At 62.6% G+C, this 17,821-nt stretch carries 16 protein-coding genes, 1 tRNA gene and 1 pseudogene; 7 read left to right on the forward strand and 11 right to left on the reverse strand.

Annotated features, from left to right (window positions below; genetic code table 11):
- Positions 1 to 95: 95 nt before the first annotated feature.
- From ACFY68_RS15995 to ACFY68_RS16005, 3 genes are read left to right on the forward strand one after another with little or no spacing between them, the layout of a single operon-like run.
- A complete protein-coding gene (locus ACFY68_RS15995) occupies positions 96 to 722 on the forward strand; it encodes a DNA-3-methyladenine glycosylase family protein (protein WP_387529030.1) in 627 nt (208 codons plus the stop codon).
- A 29-nt stretch (positions 723 to 751) separates the two neighbouring features.
- The gene (ada, locus tag ACFY68_RS16000) at positions 752 to 1,804 is read left to right on the forward strand and encodes a bifunctional DNA-binding transcriptional regulator/O6-methylguanine-DNA methyltransferase Ada (protein ID WP_387529033.1); all 1,053 of its coding nucleotides are present in this window, start codon (positions 752 to 754) and stop codon (positions 1,802 to 1,804) included.
- A 56-nt stretch (positions 1,805 to 1,860) separates the two neighbouring features.
- Complete coding sequence (locus ACFY68_RS16005) at positions 1,861 to 4,260, forward strand: DUF3772 domain-containing protein (RefSeq protein WP_387529036.1); 2,400 nt, start codon at positions 1,861 to 1,863, stop codon at positions 4,258 to 4,260.
- A 133-nt stretch (positions 4,261 to 4,393) separates the two neighbouring features.
- Here the strand turns inward: ACFY68_RS16005 and ACFY68_RS16010 are convergent, their stop codons facing one another.
- From ACFY68_RS16010 to ACFY68_RS16020, 3 genes are all read right to left on the reverse strand, one after another.
- A complete protein-coding gene (locus tag ACFY68_RS16010; RefSeq protein ID WP_387529039.1) occupies positions 4,394 to 5,824 on the reverse strand; it encodes an aldehyde dehydrogenase family protein in 1,431 nt (476 codons plus the stop codon).
- Between the two features lie 13 nt (positions 5,825 to 5,837).
- On the reverse strand, positions 5,838 to 7,340 hold the full coding sequence (locus ACFY68_RS16015) for a purine-cytosine permease family protein (RefSeq protein WP_387529042.1): 1,503 nt from the start codon (positions 7,338 to 7,340) through the stop codon (positions 5,838 to 5,840).
- Between the two features lie 91 nt (positions 7,341 to 7,431).
- Complete coding sequence (locus tag ACFY68_RS16020) at positions 7,432 to 7,821, reverse strand: YybH family protein (RefSeq protein WP_387529045.1); 390 nt, start codon at positions 7,819 to 7,821, stop codon at positions 7,432 to 7,434.
- Between the two features lie 221 nt (positions 7,822 to 8,042).
- On the opposite strand from ACFY68_RS16020, the pseudogene ACFY68_RS16025 reads away from it, so the two are divergent.
- From ACFY68_RS16025 to ACFY68_RS16040, 4 genes and pseudogenes are all read left to right on the forward strand, one after another.
- A pseudogene (locus tag ACFY68_RS16025) lies at positions 8,043 to 8,492 on the forward strand (Fic family protein); the annotation flags it as partial.
- A 108-nt stretch (positions 8,493 to 8,600) separates the two neighbouring features.
- Positions 8,601 to 9,221: an isochorismate family cysteine hydrolase YcaC gene (ycaC, locus tag ACFY68_RS16030; RefSeq protein ID WP_387529048.1), complete on the forward strand. Its 621-nt coding sequence runs from the start codon at positions 8,601 to 8,603 to the stop codon at positions 9,219 to 9,221.
- 53 nt (positions 9,222 to 9,274) lie between these two features.
- Positions 9,275 to 10,093: a polyphosphate kinase 2 gene (gene ppk2, locus ACFY68_RS16035; protein WP_387529051.1), complete on the forward strand. Its 819-nt coding sequence runs from the start codon at positions 9,275 to 9,277 to the stop codon at positions 10,091 to 10,093.
- Between the two features lie 338 nt (positions 10,094 to 10,431).
- On the forward strand, positions 10,432 to 10,701 hold the full coding sequence (locus tag ACFY68_RS16040) for a hypothetical protein (protein ID WP_387529054.1): 270 nt from the start codon (positions 10,432 to 10,434) through the stop codon (positions 10,699 to 10,701).
- Positions 10,702 to 10,931: 230 nt separating this feature from the next.
- Here the strand turns inward: ACFY68_RS16040 and ychF are convergent, their stop codons facing one another.
- From ychF to ACFY68_RS16080, 8 genes are all read right to left on the reverse strand, one after another.
- Positions 10,932 to 12,032, reverse strand: a complete 1,101-nt coding sequence (gene ychF / locus ACFY68_RS16045) for a redox-regulated ATPase YchF (RefSeq protein ID WP_387529057.1) — start codon at positions 12,030 to 12,032, stop codon at positions 10,932 to 10,934.
- A gap of 22 nt (positions 12,033 to 12,054) precedes the next feature.
- Positions 12,055 to 12,639: an aminoacyl-tRNA hydrolase gene (gene pth / locus ACFY68_RS16050; protein WP_008099045.1), complete on the reverse strand. Its 585-nt coding sequence runs from the start codon at positions 12,637 to 12,639 to the stop codon at positions 12,055 to 12,057.
- Positions 12,640 to 12,715: 76 nt separating this feature from the next.
- Complete coding sequence (locus ACFY68_RS16055; RefSeq protein ID WP_346614886.1) at positions 12,716 to 13,312, reverse strand: 50S ribosomal protein L25/general stress protein Ctc; 597 nt, start codon at positions 13,310 to 13,312, stop codon at positions 12,716 to 12,718.
- Positions 13,313 to 13,430: 118 nt separating this feature from the next.
- On the reverse strand, positions 13,431 to 14,372 hold the full coding sequence (locus ACFY68_RS16060; protein WP_003247410.1) for a ribose-phosphate pyrophosphokinase: 942 nt from the start codon (positions 14,370 to 14,372) through the stop codon (positions 13,431 to 13,433).
- Between the two features lie 48 nt (positions 14,373 to 14,420).
- Positions 14,421 to 14,495, reverse strand: a tRNA-Gln gene (locus ACFY68_RS16065).
- A gap of 19 nt (positions 14,496 to 14,514) precedes the next feature.
- Positions 14,515 to 15,375, reverse strand: coding sequence for a 4-(cytidine 5'-diphospho)-2-C-methyl-D-erythritol kinase (gene ispE, locus ACFY68_RS16070; protein WP_387529063.1), 861 nt, complete (start codon positions 15,373 to 15,375; stop codon positions 14,515 to 14,517).
- Positions 15,376 to 15,378: 3 nt separating this feature from the next.
- Positions 15,379 to 15,996 carry a lipoprotein insertase outer membrane protein LolB gene (gene lolB, locus ACFY68_RS16075; RefSeq protein WP_387529066.1) on the reverse strand — a complete coding sequence of 206 codons (618 nt, stop codon included), beginning with the start codon at positions 15,994 to 15,996 and terminating at the stop codon, positions 15,379 to 15,381.
- 4 nt (positions 15,997 to 16,000) lie between these two features.
- Positions 16,001 to 17,722, reverse strand: a complete 1,722-nt coding sequence (locus ACFY68_RS16080) for a tetratricopeptide repeat protein (RefSeq protein ID WP_387529069.1) — start codon at positions 17,720 to 17,722, stop codon at positions 16,001 to 16,003.
- Positions 17,723 to 17,821: the final 99 nt, after the last annotated feature.

The raw sequence follows: 17,821 nt of genomic DNA on the forward strand, positions 1-17,821 counted from the left end.
AATGGTATGCCAGGAATTAGCTGCGCAAGATCCGGCGTTTACCCGATGTGCGGCTGGTCTAAGCTGGACCTGCCCCGAACCCGCTGGAGCACTGGATGATCCGTGCCGACCTCTCCCCTGATGCCTACCGCGACGCCACCGATTACCTGGCTGCGTTGGACCCGGACTGGGCGCGGCATATCGCGGCGATCGGGCCGTGCTTGCACCGCGCCACGCCCGGGCGCGAGCCCTATGAGGCGCTGGTGCGGGCGATTGCCTATCAGCAGTTGCATGCGCGTGCGGCCGAAGCGATTCTGGGGCGAATGCTGGCGTTGTTTCCGGACTCACCGTTCCCCGCACCGCAGCAGTTGTTGGCGGTGGCGCCGGAAACGATGCGCGCCTGCGGGTTTTCAGCCAGCAAGCTGGCCGCTGTCCAAGGCATTGCCCAAGCCACGCTGGACGGTGCGGTGCCTGGCCGCGAAGAGGCATTGCGCATGCCTGACGATGCCTTGATCGAACGCTTGGTCGCCTTGCGCAGCGTGGGCCGCTGGACCGTGGAAATGCTGTTGATCTACAGCCTGGAGCGCATGGATATCTTGCCGGTGGACGATTTTGGCGTGCGCGAGGGGTATCGTCGGCTCAAGGGCTTGGAAAAGGCGCCGACGCCGGCGCAGATGCGGACGCTGGGTGGCCCATGGAGCCCGCATCGGACAGTGGCAGCCTGGTACCTGTGGCGGGCTTGATGTTCCATGGTTTCACGAGGCATAGCGTGATGAACGCCTACACAACTGACGACCAACGCTGGCAAGCCGTACAAACCCGCGACCCCAGCGCCGCCAAGCATTTCGTCTATGCCGTGCGCACCACCGGTGTGTATTGCCAGCCCGGCTGCAAATCACGCATGGCCAAACGCGAGAACGTCGAGTTTTTCACCGATGCCACCGCCGCAGAAACCGCCGGTTATCGCGCGTGCCGCCGCTGCCAGGCCAAACCCACGGCCAACCGCCGCTCAGGCCTCGTCGCCCGTGCCTGTCGCCTACTGGAAACCAGCGACAACCCACCCAGCCTGAACCAGCTCGGCACACAACTGGCCGTCAGCCCGTTCCACCTGCACCGCATGTTCAAAGACGAAACGGGCCTCACGCCCAAAGCGTATGCCTCGGCATTCCGCGCCCAGCGCCTGCGTGAAAGCCTGAGCGATGGGCAGTGCTCTGTGACCGACGCCATCTACGACGCGGGCTACAACTCCAACAGCCGTTTCTACGAAAGTGCCGACCAGCGGTTGGGCATGCGCCCGCGGCAGTATCGCGCGGGTGGCGACGGCGCGACGATTCACTTTGCCGTTGGCCAATGTTCACTCGGCGCAATCCTGGTGGCGCAGAGCGAGAAGGGCATCTGTGCGATTCTGTTGGGCGAGGCCCCTGAAGCGCTGCTCGAGCAATTGCAGGACCAGTTCCCCAAAGCCCGGCTGATCGGCGGTGATGCCGACTACGAACGCGTGGTCGCCGAAGTGGTGGGGTTTGTCGAAGCCCCCGCCTTGGGCCTGGACCTGCCGCTGGACGTGCAGGGCACCGCTTTCCAGGAGCGGGTTTGGCAAGCCCTGCGCGAGGTGCCGGTGGGCAGCCGGGCTAGCTATACCGAAATAGCCGAACGCATCGGCGCACCCAAAGCGGTACGTGCCGTGGCCATGGCCTGCGCGGCCAACCGCATCGCCGTGGCCATCCCCTGCCACCGAATCGTGCGCCGGGACGGCGACATTAGTGGCTACCGGTGGGGGGTGGAGCGAAAACAACAGCTATTGGCGCGAGAGACGGCACTCTCCTGATTGCCATAAGCCGCGTAGAATCCACCGCCAAATCGAGTTGCATAGAGGAATGTTCGATGAGGCGTGTAAGCCTTGCCCGTTATTGCCTGGGTATCATGGCCCTGATGCTGGCGCTCGCTGCGCCGGCTTGGTCGGCCGCCACGCCCGTGTCCAACCTGGCCGCTGGCGAGCTGCCGGCGCTTGATGAGAATGCCAGCATCGAGCAGCTAAGCGATCGGCTCGATCAGATTCGTCAGGGGGTCACCAGCAACGCCAACGATGACGTGCTCTCGCAGCTGCGTATGGCCGCCGTGCAGGTACAGCGCCAAGCCGACGCGTTGAGTGCGGTGCGCACGGGTGATGTGCAAAAGATCGATGACCAGCTGAAAGTCATCGGCCCGCCGCAGCCTGATGAAGCCGCAAGCCTCACCCTGCAACGCAAGGATCTCGAGGCGCAGAAGAAAGCCTTGGTTGCCGAACAGGACCAGGCCACCAAGCTGACCCAGTCAGCCCGCGACTTGTCCACGCAGATCGTCAACTTGCGCCGCAGCCAGTTCAACTCGCAGGTCACCAGCCGCGCAACCAGCCCGTTGACCCCCGCGTTCTGGCAGTCGTTGATACGCCCGACCGAAGATGACGTGATGCGCCTGCGCGACTTGCGCGGCGAGGCAAGCGATGCCCTGGCCAGCGCCTTGAGCCCTGAGCACCGCTGGTTCTTCATCAGTAGCCTGGTGGCGGCGATTCTGGTCTGGACACTGGTGCGCCTGCTTTTCGAGCGCCTGCTTGCCGATGCCATGATCCGCTGGCTCCCCGAGGGCCGCCTGCGCCGCAGCGCACTGGCCCTGAGCGTAAGCCTGGCCACCCTGGGCACCATCGCCGGTTCCGTGTCGCTGCTGCGCTGGGGCCTGCAGAGCAGCGCCGAGTTGGGTTCCGACATTGCCAGCCTGACCAACCACTTCCTCACCCTGGTGGTGTTCAGCGCTTTCATCACCGGCCTGGGCCGCGCCATGTTGATGCTGCAGCGCCCGTCTTGGCGCCTGCCGCCGATCCATGACGAAGTGGCCAGCGCGCTGGGCTGGTTCCCCAAGTTGCTGGCGCTGGCGCTGATGGTGATGTTGACCATGGAGCGCATCAACAGCGTGATCGGCACCAGCCTGGCGCTGACCGTGGCGACCAACGGCCTGACCGCGCTGGTGGTGGCGGCAATCTTCACGACAGCGCTCGTCCGCTACCGCCGCACCTTGCGCAAGCATGAACTGGAGCGCCCGACCGGCCTGGCCGGGCTGATCCCGTTCGTGATCGTGGTGTGGGTTGGCCTGATCGTGCTGACATTGCTGGCCGGTTACCTGACCCTGGCCTACTTCCTCACCGCCAAGCTGCTGTGGATCAGCGTGGTCGCCACCTGTGCCTACCTGCTGACCACCTTTATCGGTGACCTGTTCGAAACCCTGCTGTCGCCGCGCCAACCCGGCGGCCTGGCGCTGGCCTCGACATTGGGCCTGGCGCCACGCCATCAGGCGCAGGCCAGTACCATCCTGACCGGTATCGGCCGCACGTTCCTGCTGTTCCTTGCCGTGATGCTGGCGTTGATGCCATCAGGCACCAGCCCGGGCGAGCTGCTGCTGAGCCTGGGTGACTGGGATGGCACCGGCGGCAAGATGCTCGGCAACCTGAACATCGTGCCTGGCGACATTCTGCTGGCGGTGGGGATGCTGTTCGGCGGCATGCTCGGCATTCGCGTGCTCAAGCGTTGGTTGAGCGAGCGCTTGCTGCCGGAAACCGACATGGACGCTGGCATGCGTGCTTCGCTAGTGACGCTGGTCGGCTACTTGGGCTTCCTGTTCCTGGCCATGCTGGTGATGTCGACGCTGCGTATCAACCTCACCAGCCTGACCTGGGTGGTCAGTGCGCTGTCGGTCGGTATCGGTTTCGGCCTGCAGCAGATCGTGCAGAACTTCATTTCCGGTTTGATCCTGCTGACCGAGCGTCCGGTGAAAGTGGGTGACTGGGTGAGCCTGGCCGGTGTCGAGGGTGACATTCGCCGGATCAACGTGCGCGCCACCGAGATCCAGATGTCCGACCGCTCCACGGTGATCGTGCCCAATTCGCAGTTCATCTCGCAGAACGTGCGTAACGTGACCATGGGCAATGCGCTGGGCGTGGTGGGCATCACCTTGACCCTGCCGCTGGAGACGGATGCCAACCAGGTGCGCGAGCTGTTGCTGGCGGCCTATCACGAGCACGAGGCGATCCTGGATGCGCCAACGCCTTCGGTGACGTTCAAGGACCTGACGACCAGTGGCATGGTGATCAGCGTCAGTGGTTATGTGGCAGGGCCGCGGCAGGTGTCGGGTGCCCGCAGCGATCTGCTGTTCACTATCCTCGGCCGCTTGCGAGATGAGGATATTCCGCTGTCCTCGCCACAGAGCATGGTGCTGGTGCAGGAAGGCTCGCGCCCGGCTGACGAGCCGGCGTGAATCAGGGGCCGCTGTGCGGCCCATTCGCGGGGCAAGCCCGCTCCCACAGGGCCTCGCCGCCTTCAGAGACTGTGCAAAACTGTGTGGGAGCCGGCTTGCCGGCGATTGGGCCGCGCAGCGGCCCCTGTGGGTATCAGCCCATGCACCGCGTGACATGCTTCACCGACAGGTACCCCGACAACCCCCAAGGTCCGAGCTCGCGACCGATCCCGCTGCCCTTGGTCCCGCCCCACGAAGTCTCGACGAACACCGCCTGCATCGAGTTGATCCACACATGCCCGACTTCCAGCGCATCGGCCACACGCTCGGCGCGTTCCAGGTCGGCCGAACAGACGGTGGCAACCAGGCCAAAACGGCTGTCATTGGCCTCGGCAATCGCCTGTGCTTCGGTCGAGAAGCGACGTGCGCACAGCACCGGGCCAAAGATCTCCTCCGTCCACAGGCGGCTGCCCACAGGCACGTCGGCATACAGCGTGGGGCTCACGAACCAACCCTCACGGTCCAGCGCATGCCCGCCCGCCAGGCATTGCAGGCCCTCTTCGCGTGCCGTCGCGAAGTAACTGGCAACTTTCAACCACTGTGCCTGGCTGGTCAGCGGGCCCATGTCCACTTCTTCAGCCAGCGGGTTGCCAACGCGCAGCTTCTCCAAGGCTTGCTGCAGGCGCGGCAGCAGGGCATCGGCAATGCCATCCTGCACCAGCAGGCGCGATGTGGCCGAGCACATCTGCCCGGCATTCCAGGTGATGCCGGCGACAATCCATTCCACTGCCTGGTCGACATCGCAATCGTCGAACACCACGATCGCCGACTTGCCGCCCAGCTCCAGGGTTACCGGCCGGCACTGTGCCGAAGCGCTGCGCATCACCTGGCTGCCAACGCTGTTGCTGCCGGTGAACGACAGCTTATCCAGGCCGTTGTGGCTGCTCAGTGCCGCGCCGGTTTCGGCCTTGCCGTTGACGATGTTCAGCACGCCGGCGGGCAGGCCGAGGGTGTCGGCGATCTGGCCGTAAGCCTGCTCGATCAGCGGGGTGACCTCCGACGGCTTGAGCACCACGGTGCAGCCAGCGGCCAGGGCCGGGGCCAGCTTCCAGGCGCTGGTCACCAGCGGGAAGTTCCACGGCACGATCAGGCCGACCACCCCCACCGGTTCCAGGCGGGTACGCGCAGTGAACCCGGGCGCAGCCAGGGGTACGTCGCGATTTTTCGACGGCAGTTGCGCGGCCAGGTCGGCGTAGTAGCTGAACGTGGCGATCGCATCGTCCAGGTCGATTTCGGCCTCGTGGCGCGGCTTGCCGTTGTTGCGCATCTGCAGGGCAATCAACACTTCACGGCGCTGCCCGAGCTGCTCGGCAAAGCCGCGCAGGTAGGCTGCACGGTCGCTGGCGCTGGTGTGCTTCCAGGCGGGCAGGGCTTCACGCGCTGCAGCAACGGCCTGGTCGACCTGGGCAACGCTGGCGGCCATCAGTTCGGCGAAGGGCAGCCCCAGCGCAGGGTCGGTGACGCTGATGCAGTCGCTGCCCTGGCCTTCGACCCAGCGGCCGGCGATGTAGTGGGAAGTGGTCATGGTCGGTATCCAGTCAGGCCATTTCGGCAGTGGTCAGCGCCGGCGTGTGCGGGGTGCTTTTGCAGCGCACCCAGCGCGGGCCGTTGGGGCCATACACGCCAGCAGGTTCAGGGAACAGGTTGAGCAGCAGCAGGTAGAGCACGCCGGCCAGGCCCAGGGTGACCGGCAGGCTCAGGTCGATACCGCTGGCCAGGTCACCCAGCGGGCCGACGAACTGCCCCGGCAGGTTGACGAAGCACAGGCCGACGGCCGCGCTGGGGATCCACGCGCCCATGCCGCGCCAGTTCCAGCCGTGCAGGAACCAGTAGTGCCCACCGCGTTGGCCGCGGGTGAACACCTGCAGGTCGTCAGCATGGTAGAAGCCGCGGCGGGTAATCAGGCCGAGGATCATGATCACCATCCAAGGGCTTGTGCAGGTGATGATCAGCACGGCGAAGGTCGACACGCTTTGCACCAGGTTGAAGGTGAAGCGGCCGATGAAGATGAAGGCAATGGCCAGCACGCCGATCAGCAGGGTGGCGCCGGCGCGGCTGAGCAGGCGCGGGAACACGCTGGACATGTCCAGGCCCGTGCCATAAAGCGCCGTGGTGCCGGTGGACATGCCGCCAATCACCGCAATCAGGCACACCGGCAGGAAGAACCAGCTCGGCGCAACGGCCAGCAAACCACCCACGTAGTTGTTGGCGGCGATGTAGTCCGGTGCCTGGGTGGCCACCAGCGTGGCGGTGCACAGGCCGAACAGGAACGGGATCAGCGTGCCGGCCTGTGCGGCGATCACCGCCAGCATGATGCGCGCCTTCGGCGTTTGCCGCGGGATGTAGCGCGACCAGTCGCCAAGGAAGGCACCGAACGATACCGGGTTGCTCATGGCCAGGATCGCAGCGCCTACAAATGCGGCCCAGAAGCCGGCCTGCCCGAGGTTGACGCTACCGGCGTAGCCCGCATCGAAGGGCCCTGCGAACGCGACGATGCCCAGCAGGAACAGCAGGCTCGACGCCCATACGGCAATCTTGTTCACCCACAGCATGAAGCGGAAGCCGAAGATGCACACCACCAATACCAGGATGGCGAACAGGCCGTAGGCCAGGCCCAGGGTCAGGTCGGTTTCCGGCAGGCCGGCCAGGCGCTTGGCGCCGCCGACCAGGGCATCGCCCGAGCTCCACACCGACAGCGAGAAGAATGCCACGGCGGTAAGCAGCGACAGGAACGAGCCGACGATGCGCCCATGCACGCCGAAGTGCGCGCCTGACGACACCGCATTGTTGGTGCCGTTGAGCGCACCGAACAGGCCCATGGGCGCGAGGATCAGCGCGCCCACGCCGACCCCTAGCAGAATCGCCCAGACCCCGGCCTGGAACGATAAGCCGAACAACACTGGGAAACTGCCCAGCACGGCGGTGGCGAAGGTGTTGGCACCGCCAAAAATGAGGCGGAACAGGTCCAGCGGGGCGGCGTCGCGTTGATCGTCAGGGATCTGTTCGACGCCATTGGTCTCGATACCGGTCGAGTGGCTCATGGTGATGCTCCAGCGCGTTGTTGTAGGCCGGCGCGGGGCGCGGCCCTCTTGTGGGTGCGATGGCAGGGCGGCAGGGCCGCGTAAGGGGTGATCAGGCTGCGGTGACGACCGACAGGTGCTCGTGGCAGGCCAGCCAGCGCTCACCCTGGCGCCGGAACACGATGGTCTCGCGTTCGGCCAGTTGCTGTTCTTCGCTCGCGATGCGGATGTGTGTGGCCACGTCGTGCATGAAGATCGCCACCTCACCCTGCAGGCTCACCTGCACGTTGCTCGACACGCAGCCCAGCACCGCAAAACCCTCGGCCTGCCATTGAGCCCAGAGGTCTTCATAGGCACGGCGCGACAGCAGCGGTTGCGGCAGGGTGTGGAAGAGGAAGGTGGCGTCCTCGCTGAAACAGGCGAAGTAGCGGGCGGTGTTGTTGCTGGCAAAGGCGGCGACGAGGTCGGCGGCAGCCTGCCGTACCTGGAGTGTCTGGTCCACGGGAGTGGCCTCACGGTTATTGTGATTGTGGTGAAGCGATTCTGGTGGGGAGGGGCGGGGGGAAAAATCGCTGGGGGGAAATAATTAGTTTAGAAATTCGTGAACCAACAGTCCCGCTTGCTTTACCCATGCCATAGCAGTGGATAAGGTGAAGGCAATTGCGTCTGGCCTTTGGGTGGCAATGCAGCCCCTCTTCAGGTCTTTTGAATTCACGGGCGGATGGGGGGTTATGGCAGACACTCCTGCTAAGTCGCTGGCGCCCTGTTATGGCATTCATGCCGGTGGAAACTGTTATCCGTGAGCAACAGGAAGCCTATTACGCAGCGCTTGCAGCTTCTGATCAGGCAGCTGAGGCAACACCGTTTGCCGAGTTCATGCTGAGTGCTCTCCTGCAGGCGCTTGTTGAAGCCAGTGCTACCGATCAAGTAACCGATCAAGTAACCGATCAAGTAACCGATCAAGTAACCGATCAAGTAGCTAGCCTTTTGAGTATTCTTCCGCCGGGTTCCGCGTTGAAAAGCAATGAGTTGATGCAGCGTCTAGGGCTTTCTCACCGCCCCACGTTTAGCAAAAGCTATCTGAAACCTGCCTTGGCTGCAGGGCTGATCGAAATGACAGAGCCAGATTCACCGCGCAGTCCAACCCAGCAGTACCGACGCGTGCGTAATTGACATGCGGTGGGATGTGATCGCCCAGGCCTTCGCCGACTGACGGCAGATCCCAACCTCAATCCTTGCCTACGCTGAAACTCCCAACCTGCGTTCGCAAGGAGATCTGTCATGGCCTTCCAATATAAACGTCTGGACAAGAACAACGCCGCGGTGCTGCTGGTCGATCACCAGGCTGGCTTGCTGTCGCTAGTCCGCGATATCGACCCCGACCGCTTCATGAACAACGTGCTGGCCCTGGCCGACCTGGCCAAGTACTTCAAGCTGCCGACTATCCTCACCACCAGCTTCGAAACCGGGCCCAACGGCCCGCTGGTGCCAGAACTCAAAGCGCTGTTCCCCGACGCCCCGTACATCGCCCGCCCGGGCAACATCAACGCCTGGGACAACGAAGATTTCGTCAAGGCGGTGAAGGCCACCGGCAAGAAGCAGCTGTTGATCGCCGGTGTGGTCACTGAAGTCTGCGTGGCCTTCCCGGCGTTGTCGGCGCTGGAGGAGGGCTTCGAGGTGTTCGTGGTCAGCGATGCATCCGGTACGTTCAACGAGCTGACCCGCGATTCCGCCTGGCGGCGCATGGAGGCAGCGGGGGCGCAACTGATGACTTGGTTCGGCGTGGCCTGTGAGCTGCACCGCGACTGGCGCAATGATGTCGAAGGGCTGGGGACCTTGTTCTCCAACCACATTCCGGACTACCGCAACCTGATGACCAGCTACGACAAGCTGGCGAAGTGAACCGTCAGGTTTGAACCATACTGACTGTTCACCCGCCTTCAGGAACCTGCCAAATGGCCAAGTCGTCACGGAAAAAAGCCCTGCAAGAACCCTCGGAGAAACTGGGCGGCAAGGCCTACGAGAAGCAACTGAAAAGCCTGCATGTCGAACTGGTGAAGCTGCAGGAATGGGTCGTGGCCAAGGGCCTGAAGGTGTGCATCGTGTTCGAGGGCCGTGATGGTGCTGGCAAGGGTGGCACCATCAAGGCCATTACCGAGCGTGTGAGCCCTCGGGTATTCCGCGTGGTGGCGCTGCCAGCGCCGACCGAGCGGGAAAAAACCCAGATGTACGCCCAACGTTACCTCAACCACCTGCCGGCAGCTGGTGAAGTGGTGATCTTCGACCGCAGCTGGTACAACCGCGCCGGTGTCGAGCGGGTGATGGGTTTTTGCACCGAAGAGCAGGCCAGCAAATTCCTCACTGTGGTGCCGTTGTTGGAAAAACTGATGGTCGAGTCGGGGATCATCCTGATCAAGTACTGGCTGGAAGTCAGCGCCGACGAACAGACCCGCCGCCTGCAGGACCGCATCAGTGACGGCCGCAAACTGTGGAAGCTCTCGCCCATGGACCTCAAGTCCTATACCCGCTGGGACGAATATACCCGCGCACGTGACGAGATGTTCACCGCTTCGGATTCGTCCTGGGCACCGTGGTTCCTGGCCCACTCCAACGACAAGCGCCGTGCGCGGCTGAACATCATCAGCCACTTGCTGACACGGGTGCCTTACAAGGACATCACCCGTGACCAGGTGGTGAAGCTGCCCAAGCGCGGCAAGATCGGCAAGTACAAGGCGGTGGCGTATCCCTTCAAAGTGGTGGAAGAACGCTTCTGATCCTCGTTTTGGCGCTTCAGGCGTAGGATCTTTCCTAACCTGAAACCAAATGCTTCAGTTCAAGTTAGCTTGGGAATTATCCTACGCGCGCCGCTGCCGTTTCGCTGTTGTCGATGATGAGCATCAGGGCTAATTTCCCCGGGTCGTCATGGTTTGACGATCGGGTGTGAGAGCCCGGTGATACATCGTGCCAGTGCTATGGCAGCCGTTCGTGGGCAGGCGTTTGCCTGGCCGGAATTCCGATGTTCGCCGGTCTCTCACCCCACGTTCGGCTGCCACCCTGCTTCTGTGAGAGGAAGTTGAGTGGGGGCTTCGTGTACTGAACTCGGAGAAGCATCATGAAAAAGCTCGTACCTGATCCGCCCACCGCAAAAACCACCTCCCGCTCGTTCTACACCATCAACAACGACATGCCCTCAGCCGAGGCATTGCTCTACGTGATTCAGCTACTGCGCGGTATCGAAGACACCCTCGACGAATACATCTGCGGCAATGTCGGCGAGCCGGGTATCGGCATGCTGGTCAACTCTGTACACAACGTGCAGATGGGGCGGGCGTTGACCGAATTGGTGCTGACCAGGGAGGCTGGAGATATCAGCTGGCACTGAGGCAGGTGTTGCTCGGTGGCCATACTCCGCGGTGGATTGTTCGCGGATAAATCCGCTCCTACACAGCTCAAGTCATCACGGGCGTGAGTCATTCCTTTCCCTGGGCTGAAACGGCGGCGCCCCATTCGCGGGTAAACCCGCTCCTACAGGTTTAGCGCCAGCCTGGAGAGCGGCGCAGTACCTGTAGGAGCGGGTTTACCCGCGAACGGGGCGCCGCGGATTTACTGCCGTTATACGTTGAAGCGGAAGTGCATCACATCGCCGTCTTTGACGATGTAGTCCTTGCCTTCCAGGCGCCATTTACCGGCTTCCTTGGCACCGCCTTCACCCTTGAACTGGATGAAGTCGTCATAAGCCACCACTTCAGCGCGGATGAAGCCTTTTTCGAAGTCGGTGTGGATCACGCCAGCGGCCTGCGGGGCGGTGGCGCCGACGCGCACGGTCCATGCACGGACTTCTTGCACGCCGGCAGTGAAGTAGGTCTGCAGGTTGAGCAGCTCGTAGCCGGCACGGATAACGCGGTTCAGGCCAGGCTCTTCCAGGCCCAGGGCCTCGAGGAACATGTCTTTCTCTTCACCGTCGTCGAGTTCGGCGATTTCGGCTTCGATCTTGTTGCACACCGGTACCACAACCGCGCCTTCTTCTTCGGCGATGGCGCGTACCACGTCCAGGTGCGGGTTGTTGTCGAAACCGTCTTCAGCCACGTTGGCGATGTACATCACCGGCTTGCTGGTCAGCAGGTGGAAGCCACGGATGACGGTTTTCTCGTCGTCAGCCATGTTCTTCATCAGGCTGCGCGCAGGCTTGCCTTCGGTGAAGTGCGGAATCAGCTTTTCCAGGATGGCCTTTTGCGCCAGGGCTTCCTTGTCGCCGCCCTTGGCGTTGCGGGTGACCTTCTGCAGTTGCTTCTCGCAGCTGTCGAGGTCGGCGAAGATCAGTTCGAGGTCGATGATCTCGATGTCGCGCTTTGGGTCGACGCTGTTGGAAACGTGGATCACGTTCTCGTCTTCGAAGCAGCGCACGACGTGGGCGATGGCGTCGGTCTCGCGGATGTTGGCGAGGAACTTGTTGCCCAGGCCTTCACCTTTGGATGCACCGGCCACCAGGCCCGCGATGTCGACGAACTCCATGGTGGTCGGCAGGATGCGGTTAGGCTTGACGATCTCTGCCAGCGCAGCCAGGCGCGCGTCGGGCATCGGCACGATGCCGCTGTTCGGCTCGATGGTGCAGAAGGGGAAGTTCTCCGCCGCGATGCCAGACTTGGTCAGGGCGTTGAACAGGGTGGACTTGCCGACGTTGGGCAGGCCGACGATGCCGCAATTGAAACCCATGGGTATTCCCCTTTCTAAAGTGTCAGGCCTTCTGGCTGTGCAGCTCGCGCATCGCCTTGGCGAAGTCGCCGGCAAGCACGTCCGGCAGCACGCCGAGGGCAAAATCGATGCTGGCGTCGAGCTTCTCCTGCTCGGCGCGCGGCGCGCGGCCCAGGACGAAGTTGGAGACCAGCTTGGCGTCACCCGGGTGGCCGATGCCAAGCCGCAGGCGGTGGAAGTCGTTCTGGTTGCCGAGCTGCGCGATGATGTCGCGCAGGCCGTTGTGCCCACCATGGCCACCGCCGCGCTTGAGCTTGGCGACGCCCGGAGGCAGGTCGAGTTCGTCATGCGCCACCAGGATTGCTTCCGGCTTGATGCGGAAGAAATTGGCCAAGGCCGCCACGGACTGGCCGCTACGGTTCATGTAGGTGGTGGGGATGAGCAGACGAACGTCGTTGCCCTGATGGCTGAATTTTGCCGTCAGGCCGAAATACTTGCGGTCAGCGGTCAAGGAGACGCGCTGGGCGCTGGCAATGCGTTCAACGAAAAGAGCCCCTGCGTTATGCCGGGTCTGTTCGTATTCGGGGCCGGGGTTACCCAAGCCGACGATCAACTGGATGGCGGTCACGTAGGGGCTCTTCCTTGGAGTTGGTGGGTTACGGTGCGCGGCACTGTAACCCGATCAACACCGGCGCGCGAGTGGATTACTCAGCGGCGCCTTCTTCAGCTTCTGGAGCAACGCGTGGCGCGTGAACGTTGGCAACAGCTTTGTCATCACCGTGGGCCAGAGCTACGAACTCTACGCCTTTCGGAGCTTTCAGGTCCGACAGGTGGATGATGGTGCCGATTTCAGCGTTTGCCAGGTCAACTTCGATGAACTCAGGCAGGTCTTTGGCTTCGCAGGAAACTTCGATCTGCGATTCAACGTGCGAGATCTCGCCGCCTTTCTTGGTCGGTGCTTCTTCGTTGATGAAGTGCACTGGAACAACAGCGGTCAGTTTCTGGCCAGCAACGACGCGGATGAAGTCAGCGTGCATGATGAACTGCTTGGCAGGGTGACGCTGCATGGCTTTGACGATGACGTTTTGCTTGACGCCGTCAACGTTCAGCTCGATCACGTGGCTGAAGGCAGCCTCGTCTTCGAACAGCTTGGTGATTTCCTTGGCCAGGATGGTCAGGGACTCGGCGTCCTTGTTACCACCGTAAACAACGGCTGGGATGTGAGCGGAGTGACGCAGGCGGCGGCTCGCACCTTTCCCCAGGTCAGTACGCGCTTGGGCGTTCAGAGTGAAATCAGTCATTTTGTTTCTCCAAAATAGCCCCCCGAGGGCGTTTGCGACCAGCGCCAACGGGGATGGCAAAAAAGCCCCGCCCCAACAAATGCTGGGGCGGGGCGCTTCATATCAATACACGTTCCGCTTAGCGGAACATCGCACTGATCGATTCTTCATTGCTGATGCGGCGGACCGCTTCAGCCACAACCGGTGCGATATCCAGCTGGCGGATACGGTCACAGGCTTGAGCAGCGGCGGACAGCGGAACGGTGTTGGTCACCACCAGCTCGTCCAGTACCGACTTCTCGATATTCTCGATCGCACGGCCCGACAGGACAGGGTGCGTGCAGTAGGCATATACCTTGGCCGCGCCGTGTTCTTTCAGGGCCTTGGCCGCATGGCACAGGGTGCCGGCGGTATCGACCATGTCGTCTACCAGGATGCAAGTGCGCCCTTCGACGTCGCCGATGATGTGCATGACTTCGGAGTGGTTGGCCTTTTCACGGCGTTTGTCGATGATACCCAGGTCGACACCCAGGGACTTGGCGACGGCACGTGCGCGCACGACACCACCGATGTCCGGGGAGACGATCATCAGGTTCTCGAAACGCTGGTCTTCGATATCGTCGACGAGTACGGGCGAACCGTAGATGTTGTCGACAGGAATATCGAAGAAACCCTGGATCTGGTCAGCGTGCAGGTCGACGGTGAGAACACGGTCGATACCCACGACAGTGAGCATGTCAGCGACAACTTTGGCGCTGATGGCTACACGTGCCGAACGCGGACGGCGGTCCTGGCGGGCGTATCCGAAGTAAGGAATCACGGCGGTGATTCGGGATGCTGAGGAGCGGCGGAAGGCGTCGGCCATCACTACCAGTTCCATCAGGTTATCGTTGGTCGGGGCACAAGTCGGCTGAATAATGAAAACGTCTTTACCGCGAACATTTTCATTGATCTCAGTGCTGATCTCGCCGTCGGAGAACTTACCGACAGAGACGTCACCGAGAGGGATATGCAGCTGACGTACGACACGCCGAGCCAGATCGGGGTTAGCGTTCCCCGTAAAGACCATCATCTTGGACACGCGCAGTACCTGGAGGCTGAGGGTATACCTGGATGAGTATAAGGAAAATGGCAGGGGCGGCTGGATTCGAACCAACGCATGGCAGGATCAAAACCTGCTGCCTTACCGCTTGGCGACGCCCCTGTATCTGTTGCTGCGAGCGCTAGGCACTCGGCTTCTTGACCAGACTTTGCAGCTTGCGATGCAACATCGAAACATTGCTTCCTTTCGCCACAAACCCTGTTTGGGTCGCTGAAAGAAGGGCCAGAACTTTATCAGCTTCGGCTTTGCTTGGGAAGGCCCCAAACACACAACTTCCAGTTCCTGTTAGTCGAGCTTCGGTGAATTTACCCAGAAAATTCAATGCGTTTCGAACTTCTGGATACCGCTGCTCAACCACCCCTTGGCAGTCATTTCGACTGTTTCCCTCGGGAACGGGGCGCATCTTAAGGGGGAGAGAATCACGTGTCAACTGCGGATGTGAAAAAATTTCTGCTGTACTGACAGACACTTGCGGCACCAGCACGACATACCACGGCTCGATCGGGTCGACCGGGGTCAGTTGTTCGCCGACACCCTGGGCAAACGCCGCGTGGCCACGGACGAAGACCGGTACATCGGCGCCCAGGGCAAGCCCCAGGCCGGCCAGGCGATCTTCGTCCCAGTCCAGTTGCCACAAATGTGCCAGCGCCAGCAGGGTGGTCGCCGCATTCGAACTGCCGCCGCCGATGCCGCCGCCCATGGGCAGCACCTTGCTCAGCCAGATGTCGGCACCCAGGCGGGTGCCCGACTGTTCCTGAAGCTTGCGCGCGGCACGCACGATCAGGTTGCTGTCGTGGGGGACCGACTCGATTTCGCTGTGCAGGTGGATCACGCCGTCTTCACGCACGGCGAATGTCAGCTCGTCACCGTGGTCGAGGAATTGGAACACGGTCTCCAGCTCGTGGTAGCCATCCGGGCGGCGCCCGATGATGTGCAGCCACAGGTTGAGCTTGGCCGGGGCGGGCAGGGTGAGCGTATGCATCGATCAATGCCCCAGCTGGCGCGGCTGCCAGTCCTTGACCACCAAGGTAACGTCGATGTCTTTGCCGTGCAGCTTCAGGCGTTCGGGCAACCAGTAGCCATTCTGCTCGGTGTAGCTCAGGTATTGCACCTGCCAGCCATCCTGGTCGAGGCTGGCCAGGCGGCTGTCGCCGTCCAGGGTCAGCTTGCTCTTGGTGTCTGGAGCGGGCAGCCCGCGTACCCACCAGACCAGGTGCGAAACCGGCAATTGCCAGCCCAGTTGTTCTTCCAGCAAAGCTTCGGGGCTGGTGGCTTCGTAGCGGCCCTGGTTGGCCACCTCCAGCACCACGCCGCCGGGGCGGCCTGTCAGGCGCGCGGCGCCACGGCCCAGCGGGCCGGCCAGGCGAATGTCGTAGTAATCCTGGCGTTGCAGCCAGAACAGCGTGCCGCTGCCGGAATCGCGCGGGGCGCGGATACCGACCTTGCCGTTGATCTGCCAGCCATCGAGGCTGCTCAGTTGCTCTTTATGGGTGCGCCACTGCTGCGGGTCGCCGTGGCCCTGCAGGGCTTCGCGGCTACCAAAACCGGCACAGCCGGCCAGCAGGGCAATCAGGGTGAAGGTGATGCAATGGCGCAAAAACATGGCGTTAAAGGGTCTCGGATCCGGTCAGGCGCAAGATGGTCTTGCGCAGGATAGGGCTGTCGGGCTGGGCCTCGAAGGCCTTGGCCCAGACCTGCCGGGCTTCACGGCGCTTGCCGTTGGCCCACAGGACTTCGCCCAGGTGGGCGGCCACTTCGTGGTCGGGGAAACGCTGCAAGGCTTGGCGCAGGTAGCCTTCGGCTTCGTCGAGGTTGCCCAGGCGGTAGGCGACCCAGCCCATGCTGTCGAGCACCGCTGGGTCATCCGGGGTCAGCTGGTGGGCTTTGTCGATCAGCGCCTTGGCTTCGGTATAGCGCGTGGTGCGGTCGGCCAGGGTGTATCCCAGGGCGTTCAGGGCCATGGCGTTTTCCGGCTCGCGGGCGATGATGGCGCGCAGGTCTTTTTCCATCTGCGGCAGGTCGTCGCGCTTTTCGGCCAGCATGGCGCGGGTGTACAGCAGGTTGAGGTCGTCCGGATAGCGCTGGATGGCCTGTTGCAGTACCTGGTTGGCCTGGGCGTCCTTGTTGTTGTTGCTGTAGCTTTCCGATTCGATCAGGTACAGCTGGATGGCGATGTCCGGCTGTGCCTCGCGGGCTTCTGCGAGCATGCGCGAGGCCTCGGTACCACGGCCGTTGGCGATGAGGATATCGGCCTGGCGCAATTGCGCCGGCAGGTAATCGGGGCCCGGGCCGACCAGCGCGTATTCGCGCAGGGCACCGGCCGGGTCATGGCGTTCTTCGGCTATCCGACCCAGGTTGAGGTGAGCAGCATCGACATTGCTGTCGCGCTCGATCATTTCGCGCAGGTAGCTCTCGGCCTCGTCCCAGTCCTTGTTTTCCAGGCATACCAGCGCCAGGGAATAACGCAGCTCGTCGTCTTCCGGGTAATCCTGCACCAGGCTGATGAACTCGCCTTTGGCGTCGGCGATCCGGTCTTGTTCGACCAGGGTACGCGCGTAGGTCAGGCGCAGGCGCTTGTCGTCCGGGTTGTCGCGGATGGCCCCGCGCAGCAGCGGCAGAGCTTCCGGGCCGCGGTCCAGGGCCTGGAGCAGGCGCGCGCGCAGCAGGATCGGGGCAATTTCACCATTTTGCGCCGGGTTTTCTTCAAGCAGTTCCAGGGCCTCTTCGGCCTTGCCGTCCTGGTTCAGCAGTAGCGCCTTGCCGAATACCAGCTGGCTGTTGTCGGGGTACTTGACCAGCAGCCGGTCGAAGCTCTGCAGCAGCCCGTCGCGGGTGCTCTGGTCGGTTTCGGCAGCAGAGAGGGCGAGGAAGTCGAAGTGCGTGTCGCCCTGGCCCTGCAACACCTTTTCCATATAGGTCATGGAGTCGTCATAGCGACCGGCGCGTGCCAACTGGATGGCGGCGGCGCGCTGGGCATCGAGGTTCTGTGGGTCGTTCTTGGCCCAGATGAGCGCGCTGTCCAGCGCCGGCTCGTCGGCGCCGAGGTATTCGGCGATGCGGAAGGCACGCTCGGACACGGCAGGGTCCTGAGTCTTCTCGGCCTGGTCGGCGTAGTTGGCCAGGGCAATGTCAAAGCGGTTGCGCTGGCCGGCCAGCTCGGCCACCAACAAGCTATAGAGCGTGTCCTGTTTGAACGACCCATACACCACGGGCTTTTCGGCCTCACTTTTGCCGGCGTCGGCAACGGGAGGCTCGGCCGTCTGCGGGGCCAGGCTCTGGCAGCCCTGGAGCAGGGCGAAGGCAAGCAGCAGTGCGAAGGGTCTGTTCATATAAGGAGGCTTAAAAGGACTTACCGGCGGTCGGAGCATGATGACACAAGCGCGGGGGCAAACCCACACGCGAAGGTCGCGGTTTACGGCGATGGTCTT

It is taken from the genome of Pseudomonas sp. NPDC012596, from assembly GCF_042902325.1.
GTDB lineage: Bacteria > Pseudomonadota > Gammaproteobacteria > Pseudomonadales > Pseudomonadaceae > Aquipseudomonas.

What these genes read in the sequence shown, in the direction of transcription:
- ACFY68_RS16080 (WP_387529069.1), bottom strand. Translation starts at nt 17,722, where the DNA reads ATGAACAGACCCTTCGCACTGCTGCTTGCCTTCGCCCTGCTCCAGGGC.
- ispE (WP_387529063.1), bottom strand. Translation starts at nt 15,375, where the DNA reads ATGCATACGCTCACCCTGCCCGCCCCGGCCAAGCTCAACCTGTGGCTG.
- ACFY68_RS16015 (WP_387529042.1), bottom strand. Translation starts at nt 7,340, where the DNA reads ATGAGCCACTCGACCGGTATCGAGACCAATGGCGTCGAACAGATCCCT.
- ppk2 (WP_387529051.1), top strand. Translation starts at nt 9,275, where the DNA reads ATGGCCAAGTCGTCACGGAAAAAAGCCCTGCAAGAACCCTCGGAGAAA.
- ACFY68_RS16055 (WP_346614886.1), bottom strand. Translation starts at nt 13,312, where the DNA reads ATGACTGATTTCACTCTGAACGCCCAAGCGCGTACTGACCTGGGGAAA.
- ACFY68_RS16010 (WP_387529039.1), bottom strand. Translation starts at nt 5,824, where the DNA reads ATGACCACTTCCCACTACATCGCCGGCCGCTGGGTCGAAGGCCAGGGC.
- ychF (WP_387529057.1), bottom strand. Translation starts at nt 12,032, where the DNA reads ATGGGTTTCAATTGCGGCATCGTCGGCCTGCCCAACGTCGGCAAGTCC.
- ada (WP_387529033.1), top strand. Translation starts at nt 752, where the DNA reads ATGAACGCCTACACAACTGACGACCAACGCTGGCAAGCCGTACAAACC.
- ACFY68_RS15995 (WP_387529030.1), top strand. Translation starts at nt 96, where the DNA reads ATGATCCGTGCCGACCTCTCCCCTGATGCCTACCGCGACGCCACCGAT.
- ACFY68_RS16005 (WP_387529036.1), top strand. Translation starts at nt 1,861, where the DNA reads ATGAGGCGTGTAAGCCTTGCCCGTTATTGCCTGGGTATCATGGCCCTG.
- lolB (WP_387529066.1), bottom strand. Translation starts at nt 15,996, where the DNA reads ATGTTTTTGCGCCATTGCATCACCTTCACCCTGATTGCCCTGCTGGCC.
- ACFY68_RS16040 (WP_387529054.1), top strand. Translation starts at nt 10,432, where the DNA reads ATGAAAAAGCTCGTACCTGATCCGCCCACCGCAAAAACCACCTCCCGC.
- ycaC (WP_387529048.1), top strand. Translation starts at nt 8,601, where the DNA reads ATGGCCTTCCAATATAAACGTCTGGACAAGAACAACGCCGCGGTGCTG.